At 74.8% G+C, this 12,812-nt stretch carries 13 protein-coding genes and 1 tRNA gene; 9 read left to right on the forward strand and 5 right to left on the reverse strand.

Annotation, left to right across the window (positions count from 1 at the left end):
• The first annotated feature begins 85 nt into the window (after positions 1-85).
• Positions 86-1,327, forward strand: coding sequence for an amidohydrolase (locus ACH4F6_RS06095; protein WP_397958670.1), 1,242 nt, complete (start codon positions 86-88; stop codon positions 1,325-1,327).
• 111 nt (positions 1,328-1,438) lie between these two features.
• On the opposite strand, the gene ACH4F6_RS06100 is transcribed toward ACH4F6_RS06095, so the two are convergent.
• From ACH4F6_RS06100 to ACH4F6_RS06115, 4 genes are all read right to left on the reverse strand, one after another.
• Positions 1,439-1,783, reverse strand: coding sequence for a DUF3140 domain-containing protein (locus ACH4F6_RS06100; RefSeq protein WP_397958671.1), 345 nt, complete (start codon positions 1,781-1,783; stop codon positions 1,439-1,441).
• Between the two features lie 88 nt (positions 1,784-1,871).
• Positions 1,872-2,354 carry a Dps family protein gene (locus ACH4F6_RS06105; RefSeq protein WP_397958672.1) on the reverse strand — a complete coding sequence of 161 codons (483 nt, stop codon included), beginning with the start codon at positions 2,352-2,354 and terminating at the stop codon, positions 1,872-1,874.
• Positions 2,351-2,608, reverse strand: a complete 258-nt coding sequence (locus ACH4F6_RS06110) for a WhiB family transcriptional regulator (RefSeq protein WP_397958673.1) — start codon at positions 2,606-2,608, stop codon at positions 2,351-2,353. Before ACH4F6_RS06110 ends, ACH4F6_RS06105 begins: the two co-directional genes overlap by 4 nt.
• 69 nt (positions 2,609-2,677) lie before the next feature.
• Positions 2,678-3,478 (reverse strand): lysophospholipase, encoded by an 801-nt coding sequence (locus ACH4F6_RS06115; RefSeq protein WP_397958674.1) that lies wholly within the window; start codon positions 3,476-3,478, stop codon positions 2,678-2,680.
• 175 nt (positions 3,479-3,653) lie between these two features.
• On the opposite strand from ACH4F6_RS06115, the gene ACH4F6_RS06120 reads away from it, so the two are divergent.
• From ACH4F6_RS06120 to ACH4F6_RS06130, 3 genes are all read left to right on the forward strand, one after another.
• The gene (locus tag ACH4F6_RS06120) at positions 3,654-4,841 is read left to right on the forward strand and encodes a thiolase family protein (protein WP_397958675.1); all 1,188 of its coding nucleotides are present in this window, start codon (positions 3,654-3,656) and stop codon (positions 4,839-4,841) included.
• Between the two features lie 628 nt (positions 4,842-5,469).
• Positions 5,470-7,056 (forward strand): alpha/beta hydrolase, encoded by a 1,587-nt coding sequence (locus tag ACH4F6_RS06125; protein ID WP_397958676.1) that lies wholly within the window; start codon positions 5,470-5,472, stop codon positions 7,054-7,056.
• A gap of 146 nt (positions 7,057-7,202) precedes the next feature.
• Positions 7,203-7,976, forward strand: a complete 774-nt coding sequence (locus ACH4F6_RS06130) for a sulfite exporter TauE/SafE family protein (protein ID WP_397958677.1) — start codon at positions 7,203-7,205, stop codon at positions 7,974-7,976.
• A 49-nt stretch (positions 7,977-8,025) separates the two neighbouring features.
• Here the strand turns inward: ACH4F6_RS06130 and ACH4F6_RS06135 are convergent, their stop codons facing one another.
• Entirely contained in the window at positions 8,026-8,550 is a 525-nt protein-coding gene (locus ACH4F6_RS06135; RefSeq protein ID WP_397958678.1) for a DUF309 domain-containing protein, read from the reverse strand.
• Between the two features lie 98 nt (positions 8,551-8,648).
• Between ACH4F6_RS06135 and ACH4F6_RS06140 the strand changes: the two genes are divergently transcribed.
• The 5 genes from ACH4F6_RS06140 (at position 8,649) to ACH4F6_RS06160 (ending at position 12,686) form a co-directional block, all read left to right on the forward strand.
• Positions 8,649-8,722, forward strand: a tRNA-Pro gene (locus tag ACH4F6_RS06140).
• Positions 8,723-8,939: 217 nt separating this feature from the next.
• Positions 8,940-9,923 (forward strand): aldo/keto reductase, encoded by a 984-nt coding sequence (locus tag ACH4F6_RS06145; protein WP_397958679.1) that lies wholly within the window; start codon positions 8,940-8,942, stop codon positions 9,921-9,923.
• A 47-nt stretch (positions 9,924-9,970) separates the two neighbouring features.
• Entirely contained in the window at positions 9,971-10,543 is a 573-nt protein-coding gene (locus tag ACH4F6_RS06150; protein ID WP_397958680.1) for a TetR/AcrR family transcriptional regulator, read from the forward strand.
• Between the two features lie 203 nt (positions 10,544-10,746).
• Positions 10,747-11,925, forward strand: a complete 1,179-nt coding sequence (locus ACH4F6_RS06155) for an acyl-CoA dehydrogenase family protein (protein WP_397958681.1) — start codon at positions 10,747-10,749, stop codon at positions 11,923-11,925.
• A gap of 2 nt (positions 11,926-11,927) precedes the next feature.
• Positions 11,928-12,686 (forward strand): SDR family NAD(P)-dependent oxidoreductase, encoded by a 759-nt coding sequence (locus ACH4F6_RS06160; protein ID WP_397958682.1) that lies wholly within the window; start codon positions 11,928-11,930, stop codon positions 12,684-12,686.
• Positions 12,687-12,812: the final 126 nt, after the last annotated feature.

Here is a 12,812-nt window from a genome sequence, read left to right on the forward strand (position 1 = left end):
TGTCGGCGGGGGCTCCCGTTCACCTCGCTCTCCTAGGCTGCGGGACGGACTCCGCGCCCGTGCGGGAAGAGGAGAGGGGAACGCCGTGAGCGAGCCGGCCGCCGTCGCACGTCTCGCCCGGGAGGTGACCTCCGGGCTGGACGCCGCGGACCTGGAGGACTTCTACCGGGACCTGCACCGCCACCCCGAGCTGTCGTTCCGGGAGCACCGTACGGCCGCCCGCCTCGCGGCACGGCTGCGCGCGGCCGGCTACGAGGTGACGGAGGGCGTCGGCCGCACCGGCGTGGTGGGGGTGCTGGCCCACGGGGACGGGCCGGTGGTGTGGCTGCGCGGCGACATGGACGCGCTGCCCGTGCCGGAGGAGACCGGCCTCGCGTACGCCTCCACCGTCGACGGCGTGATGCACGCCTGCGGTCACGACCTGCACGTCACCTGGCTCGTCGGCGCCGCCGAGGCGCTCGCCGCCGCCCGCGGGCGGTGGTCCGGCACGCTCGTCGTGGTCGGTCAGCCCGCCGAGGAGGCGGGCGGCGGGGCGGCGGCGATGGTCGCGGACGGGGTGCACGAGCGCTTCCCGCGCCCCGACGTCGTCTTCGGCCAGCACGTCACCCCCGGCCTCGTCGGCTCCTACCCGCACACCCCGGGACTGATCCTGTCGGCCTCCGACGACGTCGAGGTCGTCGTGCCCGGCGTCGGCGGGCACGGCTCGCGCCCGGAGTCGACGGTCGACCCGGTCGTGGCGGCCGCGTACGTCGTCACCCGGCTCCAGACCGTCGTCTCGCGCGAGGTCGCCGCGGACGAGCCGGTGGTGCTGACGGTGGGACGCTTCCACGCGGGGACGAAGCCCAACGTCATTCCCGCCGAGGCGCGGCTCTCCCTGAACCTGCGCACCCGGGACACCCGGGCGCGCGAGCGGGTCCTCGCCGCGGTCCGGCGGATCGTCGAGGGGGAGTGCCGGGCCGCGGGCTGCCCCGCGCCGCCCGGGTTCACGGTGATCCCCGGCTGCCCGGCGACGGTCAACGACGCGGCCCTGGACGAGGAGATCGCGGCCGTGCACCGGGCCCTGTTCGGCCCGCACACCGTGATCGACTTCGGCCGGGCGATGGGCAGCGAGGACTTCTCCCGGCTCGCGCCCGACGGGGTTCCGTACGACTACTGGTACGTGACGTCCACGCCGGCCGGGGTGTGGGAGGCCGCGCCGGGCGAGGAGCCGGCGGAGAAGATCGACCGGGTGCCGGGCAACCACAGTCCGCTGTTCGCCCCGGACCTGTCGGTGGTCGTCCCGGGCGTGCGGACGCTGGTGTCCGCCGCGCTCAGCCGCCTGGCGTGAGCGCGGCGGGGCCCCTCCGGGAGTTCCGCGTCCGGTACGGCGGCGCGGGAGGCCGCCCGAGCCCGCGGCCGCGTCCGGCGGGACCGGGAGGTCCCGCCGGACGCGCGCGGTTCAGGGCTTGAGCGGGTCGTGACCGATCGTCATCAGGCGGTGCCGCCGACGGGTGTCCTCCTCCGTCGTCACCGTCTCCGGCTCGTTCTCCGGATCGGCCTGCGCGGTCACCGCGTCCACGACCTTGCGCATCACCCGGATGTCGTCGTCGGTGAGGTCGGTGCGCCGCTTCTGCAGGACCGCCAGCACGTGCTGACCGGTCGGGGTGCCGGCCTCCTCGGGCAGGGGCTCCGCGTTCTCGTCGGCGTCCCGTACCCGCAGCCAGGCGGCCAGCTCCTGCGAGGTCATGTTCACCACGCGGTGGAAGTCCTCCCACAGCGCGTCGAGTTCTAGGGCGTCGGTCATGGTGTGCCCCTTCGGTCGGTGGATGCCGCTTCACCCGGGGCGTGCGGCTGCGTTCCGTGTCCGCCGCCGCGGGCGGTGAGGCGGTGGGTCAGTTGTCGCGCGGCCAGTTCTCCGCCTCGAACATCCACCGCTGCTTCTCCAGCTCCGAGGTGATGGCGATCAGCAGGTCCTGGGAGACCGGGTCCGCCTCCTCGGTCGCCTTGATCCGCTCCCGCAGCCGCCCGATGGCCGCCCCGAGCGTCTCGGCGAGCAGCTGGACGACGTCCTCGTCGCGCAGCCAGCCGTCCTTCGGGGACGGCAGGGTGAACGCCGAGGCGATCGTCTCCGGGCGTCCGTCGGGCGCCAGGCCCAGGGCCGCGGCGCGCTCGGCGACCGTGTCCGCGTAGGAGCGGGCCGTCGAGACCACCTCGTCGAGCTGGAGGTGGATCGAACGGAAACGCGGGCCCACGATGTTCCAGTGCGCCTGCTTCCCGATCAGCGAGAGTCCCAGCAGGTCGACGAGGGTGTTCTGCAACGCGTCGAAGGTGACCTGACGGTCCGGTTCGGGAAGGGGGCTCTTCACCACAGTCATACCGGGGTTCTCCTAGTCGCGTCGTCTCTGGTGATGCGGAGCAGGTCGGCGCGTTCCTCCTCGCCGGTGCCGCCCCACACACCCGACATCGGCCCGCTGCCGAGCGCGTAGTCGAGGCAGGCGGCGGTCACCGGGCAGCGGGCGCAGACGCGCTTGGCGTCCGCGGTGTCCCGCAAGGCCGGTCCGGACGTGCCCACGGGGAAGAACAGCTCGGGGTCCTCACCCGTGCAGGCGGCACTGCGCAACCACTCCATGGGGGCGCGGGTGCCCCGGGCGAACCCGTGCAAACACGAGGGCGTCGCAGGTGGACGGGCACTTCGGCCTCAGGGCGCGAGCACCTCGTCGAGGAAGCGCGTCAGGTCCTCGAACACCTCGGCCCGGTTCGTCTCGTGGAACACCTCGTGCCGGGCCCCGGGGTAGATCCGCTCGGTGAGGCGGCCCCCGCCGAGCCGCTCGACGCCGATCCGGCTGCCGCCGGGCGGGACGAGCCGGTCGTCCGCGCCGTGCAGCCACAGCAGCGGGAGCGGGCCGACGTCACCGCCCTCGGCGACGGCGTCCAGGGTCCGTACGAACGCCTCCAGCGTCGGCCGCTTCATCGGACCGTGCCACACCAGCGGGTCGGCGGCGTAGGAGGCGCCCACCGCCGGGTCCCGGGAGAGCGCGGCCGGGCTGACCGGGGTGTCCGGGATCGGGTCGAGGGCGAGCAGGCGTCCGGGCAGTTCCCAGACGCCGACGACCGGCCCGGACAGGACGAGCGCGGCGAGCCGGTCGCCGTGGTGCTGGGCGTAGCGGGCGGCGATCAGCCCGCCCATGGAGTGCCCGATCACCACCACCGGCAGATCCGGGTGCGCGGCCCGCGCCAGCCCGGCCAGGGCGTGCACGTCGGCGACCACGTCCTCGAAGTCCTCGATCACCACCCGCTCGCCGGCCGACCGCCCGTGACCGAGGTGGTCGACGGCGTACACCGCCGCGCCGTGCGCGGTCAGGACACGGGCCGGTTCCTCGTAGCGGCCGGCGTGCTCGCCGTAGCCGTGCACGAGCAGGGCGACGTACCGGGGGCGGGGGTGCGGCCACTCGTACGCGGTCAGCGGGCCCCGGGTGCCCCGCAGGGCGTGTTCGGCCATGTGTCCTCCAGCTGCGTCGGCGGGGTCCCCGGGATCTTCCCAGGGGGCGGAACCGAGGTCTATAGTCCGAAACTAGCGGTGCTAATTAACGGGCGGGTGGCCGGCGAGCCGGTGCCGGTCGCCGGAGCCGCGGATCAGCGCCGGTCCACAGCGTCGTCGGTCAGGAGTCCCCCTCGTGCGTCCCGTCCACTTCGCGGCCGCCCGCCGCACCCCCATCGGCAAGCTGCGCGGCGCGCTGTCCTCCGTGCGGCCCGACGACCTCGCCGCCGCGGTGATCCGCGCCCTGGTCGCCGACGTGCCCGCCCTGGACCCCGCCCGGATCGACGACGTCTACTGGGGCGCCGCCAACCAGGCCGGCGAGGACAACCGCAACGTCGCCCGCATGGCCGCCCTGCTCGCCGGCCTCCCGGAGACGGTGCCCGGCGCCACCGTCAACCGGCTGTGTGCCTCCGGACTGGAGGCCGTCACCGCCGCCGCCCGCACCATCGCCGCCGGGGAGGCCGACATCGTGCTGGCCGGCGGCTCCGAGTCGATGAGCCGCGCCCCCTTCGTGCTCGCCCGCCCCGACGAGGCCCTGCCGCACCGCGTCGAGACCGTCGACACCCGGCTCGGCTGGCGCCTGGTCAACCCGGCGATGCGGGACCTGCACGGACTGCTGTCCATGGGGGAGACGGCCGAGGAGGTCGCCGAGCGGTACGGCATCACGCGTGAACGCCAGGACGAGTTCGCCCTGCGCAGCCACCGGCTGGCCGCCCTGGCCCGCAAGAACGGCCACTTCGACGACGAGCTCCTGCCGGTGAGGCGCCCGGACGGCGTGGTCGTCGACACCGACGAGGGCGTCCGTGAGGACACCTCCTACGACCGCCTGGCGGGGCTCAGGCCGGTCTTCCGGCCGGACGGCACGGTCACCGCCGGCAACGCCTCGCCGATGAACGACGGCGCGGCCGGCCTCCTCCTGGTCAGCGAGGAGGCCCTGAACGACCTGGGACTGGAGTCCCTGGGCCGCTACGTGGCCGGCGCCTCCGCCGGCGTCCACCCCGACGTGATGGGCATCGGCCCGGTCCCCGCGACCCGCAAGGCGCTCGCCCGCGCCGGCTGGCGCGTCGACGACGTCCGGGAGGCCGAGTTCAACGAGGCCTTCGCCGCCCAGGCGCTGGCCTGCGTGGACCAGCTGGGCATCGACCCCGACCTGGTCAACCCCAGCGGGGGCGCCATCGCCCTCGGCCATCCGCTGGGCTGCTCGGGCGCCCGCATCCTCACCACCCTGCTCCACCGCATGCGGCGCACGGGCGCGGACCGGGGGCTGGCGACGATGTGCGTGGGCGTCGGCCAGGGCAGCGCGGTGCTGGTGGAACGCCACTGAGCGCTCCGCGGGCGGCGGGCGCGGCACGCGGCCGGTCGTGCGCCGCGCCGTCCCCCGCGCCCCTCGGGGGCGCCGCCGAAGCCCGGCGTGCCGCATCCGGTGCCGCGGCTCGGAGGGAGCCGCAGGAAGAGCGTCGCACCGGCCGGGCGCCACCCCACCGGCTTCCTTCCGCGGGTCCGGTCCCGGGGAACGGGCACACCGGCACGTCGATGCCGGCGAGGACCGCGGGCCGCCGCCCTCGTCCCGGCGGCTCGCCGCTCGGGTCACGCACCACCGCCGACGGCCGGCGGGCGCCCGGCTCGAGCGCACGCCGCCCACGGCCCTCCGTCTCCGGGAGGGCCGGGCCACTCGCCCGCCGGCGTCGTGCCGCACCGCCGGGCCCGTGACGCGCGCACTCGACGCGGATCACGCGTTCGGCCTACTCGAACCACCCATGGGGCACAGTCTGTGGTCACCTGATCACAGGACGGAGCGCGGTGCGCGGTGAGCCCTCCGCGACGGGCCGCCCACCGCCGCACGGCGGTCGGGGAACCGCCCCGCGACCGTCCGGACACCGAGTGACCCCAGGCCCTCCGTGAAGCCCGACCGGCGGGCCCGGACCTCATGGGCGCACGAGGAAGGCATGGCGATGACCCCTGCACGAGACACCCGCCGCACACCCGGCGTCGACCGAATACCCGGGCGGAGGCTGCGCGGCAGGGTGGCGCTGCTGGGTGCCGGCGGGCTGCTGCTGGCCGCTCCGTACGCCGCCTGGCCGGGAACCGCCCCCGCCGTGACGCGGCCGGCCGGGGCGGACGGCACCGCCGCCGACGCGGCCGTCCCGCCGGGACTGCGGCGCTACTACCGGCAGGAGCTCCTGTGGGAGCCCTGCTCCGGCGCCCCCTCGTTCCAGTGCACCACCATGAAGGTGCCGCTGGACTACGCCCGTCCGGACGCGGGCGACCTCCTCCTGGCGGCCACCCGGAAGAAGGCCACCGGCGGCGGCGCGCGGATCGGCTCGCTGTTGGTCAATCCCGGCGGGCCCGGCGAATCCGCGGTGAACTTCCTGGTGGGGGGCACCGCCGACCAGTTCTCCCCGTCCGTGCGGGCCGCCTACGACCTGGTCGCGGTGGACCCGCGCGGCGTGCAGTTCAGCACCCCGGTGGTCTGTGAGGGCGACGTCCCCACGACCCCTTCGGGCGCCGGCCGCCGGACGCCGGCCGACGCGGCGGAGATCGCCGACAACGACGCGCTGTACGGGGAGATCAGCGACGCGTGCGCACGGCACGCCGGGCGGCTGCTTCCCCATGTCGGCACCCTGGACGCGGCCCGGGACATGGACGTGCTCCGTGCGCTCCTGGGCGACGACCGGTTGCACTACCTCGGCTTCTCCTACGGCACCTACCTGGGCGCGACCTACGCCGACCTCTTCCCCTCCCGGGTGGGCCGGATGGTGCTCGACGGCGCCATCGACCCGGCCATGAACGGCTACCAGCGCTTCCTGCAGGCCGCGACCGGCTACCAGGTGGCCTGGGACTCCTTCGCCGCCGACTGCGCCGCCCGCGCCGACTGCCCGCTGGGCCGCTCCGTGAAGGAGATCAGCCGCGGACTGGACACGCTCCGGCGCTCCCTGGACCGCGCCCCCCTCAAGCAGGGCAAGGACGTCTCCGTCACGGGGGACCTCCTCCTCGGCGCGGTCACGACGGCGCTGGCGATCCCCGCGTGGGAGCTGCTGCGCGACGCGCTGCGGGGAGTGCTGGCCGGTGACACCACCGCGCTGCAGCAACTCCTCGGCTCCGCGGAGGACACCTCCAGCAACGCCGGCGACGCGTTCTTCGCCATCAGCTGCCTGAGCCACCCCCTCGCCCCGCGGTTCACCCCCGCGCAGGTCCAGGCGGCGCTGCCGCAGTTCCTGAGGTCCTCGCCCCAGTTCGGCGCGTTCTACGCGCCCGATCTCATGCAGTGCGCCCACTGGCCCGTCCCGCCGGTCCAGCCCTCGCACGCCGTCTCCGCGCCGGGCGCCGCTCCCATCCTGGTCGTCGGCACCACGCGCGATCCCGCCACCCCGTACCCCTGGGCCGAGGCGCTCGCCCGCCGGCTCTCCTCCGGGCGTCTGCTCACCTACGACGCCGACGGGCACGTCGCGTACCTGCGCGGCAGCACCTGCGTCGACACCGCCGTGGACCGTTATCTGACGCTGGGTCAGCTGCCCCCCGTCGGCGCGATCTGCACCTGACGGGACCTCACCCTCCCGGCCGGACCGATGCGGCGCACCGCGGCCCGCCTCCCGCACCGCGGCCGGCGCCGGGCCCCGGGCCGGCGTCGGCAGGCGAGACGTGCCTTACGGCCACCGATCACGGGGACATAGCATCGGTCCCCGCGATGAACACGATGACTCTGTGGCACCTCACCGGCTGGGACTTCGCCGCCCTCGCCTGCGCGGCCCTGCTGGTCGGCTTCTCCAAGACGGCCGTGAGCGGCGCCAACACGGTGAGCCTGGCGATCTTCGCCGCCGTCCTGCCCGCGCGCGCCTCCACGGGCGTCCTGCTGCCGATCCTGATCGCCGGGGACGTCCTGGCCGTCCTCACCTACCGGCGGCACGCCCACTGGCCCACGCTGTGGCGGCTGTTCCCGGCGGTCGCGGCCGGCGTGGTCGCGGGCACGGCGTTCCTGATGCGGGCCGACGACGCGGTCGTCCGCACGTCGATCGGCGCGATCCTGCTCTTCATGGCCGGGGTCACGGTGTGGCGCCGCCGCACGACGCACAGCGCCGACGACCCCGACGCCGTCGTCACCCGGGCGGGCCGGGTCAAGGCCCGTTCCTACGGCGTCCTCGGCGGCTTCACCACGATGGTCGCCAACGCGGGCGGCCCGGTGATGTCGATGTACCTGCTGTCGGCGGGCTTCCGCAAACTCGGCTTCCTCGGCACCTCCGCGTTCTTCTTCCTGATCGTCAACGTCTCCAAGGTGCCGTTCAGCGTGGGTCTCGGCCTGATCGACGGGCACTCGCTGCTGCTGGACGCCGTGCTCGTCGTGTTCGTGGTCCCCGGGGCGCTGCTCGGCAAGTGGGCGGTGCACCGCATCAACCAGCGGCTGTTCGAGCAGCTCGTCATCGCGGCGACCGTGCTCGGCGCGCTGCAGCTGCTCCTGCGGTAGCCCCGGCGGCGCCGGCCGGGACCACCGCGCGCCGCCCCCCCCGCGGCCGTCACCGCAGGCGGGGCGCCGCCTCCCGCGCGTCCACCGGTGCGCCGGTGACCTCCACGGTCCCGGCCAGCCGCCGCGCCCAGCCGGCCAGCCCGGCCAGGTCGACGCCGTACGGGCGCGGCTGCCCCGCGGGGCCGCGCGCCCACTCCTCGACCGCCCCGGCCCCGCGCCGCAGCAGCCGTGCGCCGCCCGTGACGTTCCCGCGGGCCGCGTGCGTCAGGCCCACCGCGAGCTGCGCGAGCCCCCGCCACAGCGCGCGCTCGGCCTCCGGGCCCGACTTCCAGGCGTCCTCGAACACCTCGTGCGCGTGGAACGGCTTCCCGTCGTCCAGCAGCGCCTGCGCCTCGGCGACCGTCTCCCGCGGCGTGCGCACGACCCCCTCGGGCTGCCGGGCCACCCCGGCCGCGCCGTACGGCAGGGGCCGCCCCAGCCCGTCCCGGGGCCGGGCGTTGCGCGCCCGCCCCTCCTCGTCCCGGTCCCGCCCTCCGGCACTCCGGCCGTCGTCCCCGCGCCCTGTGCTGTCCATGAGGTGATTGTCCCGCGCCGGTCCCCTCTTCGGCGCAGCGCCCGGGGTGGGGTAAAGTGCTGTTCGCGCGATCACGCGGAACCCCGCGGGAAGCGCACCGGGACGTGGCGCAGCTTGGTAGCGCACTTGACTGGGGGTCAAGGGGTCGCAGGTTCAAATCCTGTCGTCCCGACTTGCGAGCAGCAGGTCACAGGCCGTATCGGAGATCCGATACGGCCTTTCTGCTGGTGGCCCCCGGTGCGTCCGCGCGGCGGCCGTCGACCCGGTGCCCGGCGGGCGGGCGGGGCGCGGAAGCGGGAGAGGCGCCGACGGCCTTGCACTGAAGTGCACTTCAAGAGGAAGACTCCTGGGCGAGCCGGCGGAGCGCCGGCCGTACGGGAGGGACCGGCATGAAGTACCGCACCATCGGAAGCGACCCCGCCACCCGGCGCGAGGTCAGCGTGCTCGCGCTCGGCACGATGCTGTTCGGCTCGGTGACCGACGAGAAGACCTCGTTCGCGATCCTCGACCGCTACGTCGAGGCGGGCGGCACCTTCCTCGACACGTCCGACAACTACGCGTTCTGGGTGGACGGCGGCCAGGGCGGCCAGAGCGAGGAACTGCTCGGGCGGTGGCGGCGCAGCCGCGGCGTCGGGGACGAGGTCGTCGTCGCCACCAAGCTCGGCGCCCGGCCGCTGGCCCCCGGCACCAGCTACACCGACAACGCCGAGGGACTGTCGGCGAAGGTGATCCGGGAGTCGGCCGAGCGCAGCCGCGAACGGCTCGGCGTGGAGCGGCTGGACCTGCTCTACGCGCACATCGACGACCACGCCGTCCCGCAGCGCGAGACGGTCGAGGGGTTCGCCGCGCTGGTCGAGGAGGGCACGGTCGGACTGCTCGGGGTGAGCAACCAGGCCGTCTGGCGGGTGGAGCGGGCCCGCGCCCTCGCCGCCGCGGCCGGCCTGCCCGGCTACGAGGTGCTCCAGTACCAGCACAGCCACCTGCGCCCGCGCTGGGACGTGCCCAGCGAGCTGTTCCCGGACGGCAGCCTGGGGCACGCCGGCCCGGAACTCCTCGGCTACCTGCGGGCGGAGCCCGGACTGACCCTGGTCGCCTACTCGCCCCTGCTCAAGGGCGCCTACACCCGCCCGGACAGGCTGCCGCAGGACTACGACCACCCGGGCACGCCCGCCCGCCTCGCGGTGCTGGGGGAGGTCGCCCGGGAGGCCGGCGCCACCGTCAACCAGGTCGTGCTGGCCTGGCAGCTCGGCGGGGAGCTGCCGGTCGTCCCGCTCGCCGGGGTGTCGTCGGTGGCGCAACTGGAGGAGAACCTGGCCGCGGTGGACCTGGAGCTGACCGGGGACCAGCGGGCCCGGCTCGACGCCGCGCACTGACGACCGGACGGTGACCGGGGAGTAACCCGGGAGGCTAGGCTGGGATCATGCCCGCCACCCGCCGTACCGCCCGACAGGCCGATCTGCTGGAACGACTCGTCGCGCTGCTCACGGCGGAGGGCTTCGCCGACCTCACGCTCGACGGCCTCGCCGAGCGGCTGCGCTGCTCGAAGACCACGCTCTACCAGCTCGCCCGCAGCAAGCAGGGGCTGGTGGTGGAGGCGGTCAAGCACTACTTCCGCGGGGCGACGGAGGCGGTCGAGAAGCGGGTGGCGCAGACCGTCGACCCCTCGGACCGCGTCCGGGTGTACCTCTCCACGGTCGCCGAACAGCTGCGCCCGCTCTCGCGCCGGTTCCTCGACGACGTGGCGGACTTCCCGCCCGCCCGCGAGGTGTACGAGGCCAACACGCGGATGGCCGCGGAGCGGGTGCGCCAGCTGATCGCCGAGGGGGTCTCCGGCGGCGCCTTCCGCGACGTGCACACCGCGTTCGTCGGCGAGGTCGCCGCCGCGACCATGCGCCAGATCCAGCAGGGCGAGCTGAAGGCGCGCACCGGGCTGACCGACGCGGAGGCGTACGAGCAGCTCGCCTCACTGATCGTGCACGCCGTCTCCTCCTGAGACGGCCCCCGCCCTCCACGGCCGCCCGCGGTCCCCGCCCGGCACGGCCGTTCAGGCCGCCCGTGGCCCCGCCTCCGCGGCCGCCCCGGCGGTCCGTGATCCCCACCTCCGCGACTGTTCCGTTGCGCTCGCGGGGAGTACTGTGAATGATACGTTCGTACGCACTCCAGTATCACTTCCAGTACTCCTCCGTGGAGGTCACCATGCCTGCCACTCGCGCCCTGCCGACCGAGGAAGCCGTCGAGCTCATCCGGCTCACGCGCACCCTCGCCGCCAAGGAACTCGCACCCCGGGTCGCCGACGCGGAGGCGGACGGGGCGTTCCCCCGGGACGTCTTCCGCACGCTGGGCCGCAGCGGGCTGCTCGGCCTGCCGTTCGCCGAGGAGGACGGCGGCGCCGGCCAGCCCTACGAGGTGTACCTCCAGGTGCTGGAGGAGGTCGCCGCGGTCTGGTCGAGCGTCGCCGTGGGCCTCTCCGTGCACGCGCTGTCCTGCTTCCCGCTGGCCCGGTTCGGCACCGAGGAGCAGCGGCGGACCTGGCTGCCGGACATGCTGGGCGGGGAGCTCCTCGGCGCGTACTGCCTGTCCGAGCCGCACGCCGGCTCCGACCCCGCGGCCATGCGCACCCGCGCGGTGCGCGACGGGGACGCCTACGTCCTCAACGGCGCCAAGGCGTGGACCACGCACGGCGGGTACGCCGACTTCTACACGGTCATGGCCCGCACCTCCGACGACCGCGCCCACGGCATCTCCTGCTTCCTGGTCCCGGCCGGCACCCCGGGTCTCAGCGCCGACCCGCCGGAGCGGAAGATGGGGCTGACCGGATCGGCGACCGCCACCATGCGGCTCGACGACGTGCGGGTGCCGGCCGCCCGCCGGATCGGGGAGGAGGGGCAGGGCTTGCAGATCGCGCTCGCCTCCCTGGACTGCGGCCGCCTCGGCATCGCCGCCGTCGCCACCGGCCTCGCCCAGGGCGCCCTCGACCACGCGGTGCGCTACGCCCGTGAGCGGGAGACCTTCGGCAAGCCGATCATCGAGCACCAGGGGCTGGCGTTCGTCCTCGCCGACATGGGCGCCGCGATCGAGTCCGCGCGGGCCACCGCCCTGTCCGCCGCCCGGCTGAAGGACCTCGGTCTGCCCTTCACCCGGGAGGCGTCCATCGCCAAGCTCGTGGCCACCGACAACGCCATGAAGGTGACCACGGACGCCGTGCAGGTCCTCGGCGGGTACGGCTACACGCGCGACTTCCCCGTCGAGCGCTACATGCGCGAGGCGAAGGTCATGCAGATCTTCGAAGGAACCAACCAGATCCAGCGCATGATCATCTCCCGCGCGCTGGACCGGAGCGAGGGCGGTGTGCTCACCGTCCTCGGCAAGGAGTGATGATGCAGCTCGAGAACACCGCCGCCCTCGTCACCGGCGGTGCGTCCGGCCTCGGCGCGGCCACCGCCAAGGCGCTCGCCGAGCGGGGCGCGACGGTCTTCGCCCTCGACCTCAAGGACGGCATCGACAAGGCCCCCGAGGTCGCCGGCGTCACCTACGTCCCCGCCGACGTCACCGACCCCGAGCAGGTCGGCGCCGCCGTCGCCGTCGCGGCGGGCGCCGGCGTGCCGCTGCGCACGGTCGTCAACTGTGCCGGCATCGGCCCGTCGATGCGGATCCTCGGCAAGAAGGGCGTCCACGACCTCGGCCTGTACGCGAAGGTCATCCAGATCAACCTGATCGGCACCTTCAACGTGCTCGCGCTCGCCTCGGAGGCCATCGCCGCCACGGAGGCCGACGGCGACGGCCAGCGGGGCGTGATCGTCAACACCGCGTCCATCGCCGCCTACGACGGCCAGATCGGCCAGGCCGCCTACTCCTCCTCCAAGGGCGGCGTCGTCGGCCTGACCCTGCCCGCGGCCCGCGACCTCGCGCAGTACGGCATCCGGGTGTGCACCATCGCCCCGGGCATCGTGGAGACGCCGATGCTGGCCACCGTGTCGGAGGAGTTCCGTTCCTCGCTCGCCGCCGGGGTGCCCTTCCCGCGCCGCCTGGCCCGGCCGGAGGAGTACGCCGAGCTCGCCCTGGCGATCGTCGACCACGACTACCTCAACGGCGAGACCATCCGCATGGACGGCGCCCTGCGGATGGCCCCGCGCTAGACCGGCTCGCCGTTTCAGGACCGGGACGCGCGGTAGGCGTGCGAAGGCGGCCGCCGCGTCGGCGGCCGCCGGGACGCGTTCCGCCGCGGCCGGCGGCCGCGGCCGGCGCCGGTGGGTGACTTCCGT

This window comes from Streptomyces sp. NPDC017936 (assembly GCF_044328485.1).
GTDB lineage: Bacteria > Actinomycetota > Actinomycetes > Streptomycetales > Streptomycetaceae > Streptomyces.

What these genes read in the sequence shown, in the direction of transcription:
- ACH4F6_RS06100 (WP_397958671.1), bottom strand. Translation starts at nt 1,783, where the DNA reads ATGACCGACGCCCTAGAACTCGACGCGCTGTGGGAGGACTTCCACCGC.
- ACH4F6_RS06115 (WP_397958674.1), bottom strand. Translation starts at nt 3,478, where the DNA reads ATGGCCGAACACGCCCTGCGGGGCACCCGGGGCCCGCTGACCGCGTAC.
- ACH4F6_RS06130 (WP_397958677.1), top strand. Translation starts at nt 7,203, where the DNA reads ATGAACACGATGACTCTGTGGCACCTCACCGGCTGGGACTTCGCCGCC.
- ACH4F6_RS06110 (WP_397958673.1), bottom strand. Translation starts at nt 2,608, where the DNA reads ATGGAGTGGTTGCGCAGTGCCGCCTGCACGGGTGAGGACCCCGAGCTG.
- ACH4F6_RS06125 (WP_397958676.1), top strand. Translation starts at nt 5,470, where the DNA reads ATGACCCCTGCACGAGACACCCGCCGCACACCCGGCGTCGACCGAATA.
- ACH4F6_RS06160 (WP_397958682.1), top strand. Translation starts at nt 11,928, where the DNA reads ATGCAGCTCGAGAACACCGCCGCCCTCGTCACCGGCGGTGCGTCCGGC.
- ACH4F6_RS06155 (WP_397958681.1), top strand. Translation starts at nt 10,747, where the DNA reads ATGCCTGCCACTCGCGCCCTGCCGACCGAGGAAGCCGTCGAGCTCATC.
- ACH4F6_RS06145 (WP_397958679.1), top strand. Translation starts at nt 8,940, where the DNA reads ATGAAGTACCGCACCATCGGAAGCGACCCCGCCACCCGGCGCGAGGTC.
- ACH4F6_RS06105 (WP_397958672.1), bottom strand. Translation starts at nt 2,354, where the DNA reads ATGACTGTGGTGAAGAGCCCCCTTCCCGAACCGGACCGTCAGGTCACC.
- ACH4F6_RS06135 (WP_397958678.1), bottom strand. Translation starts at nt 8,550, where the DNA reads ATGGACAGCACAGGGCGCGGGGACGACGGCCGGAGTGCCGGAGGGCGG.
- ACH4F6_RS06150 (WP_397958680.1), top strand. Translation starts at nt 9,971, where the DNA reads ATGCCCGCCACCCGCCGTACCGCCCGACAGGCCGATCTGCTGGAACGA.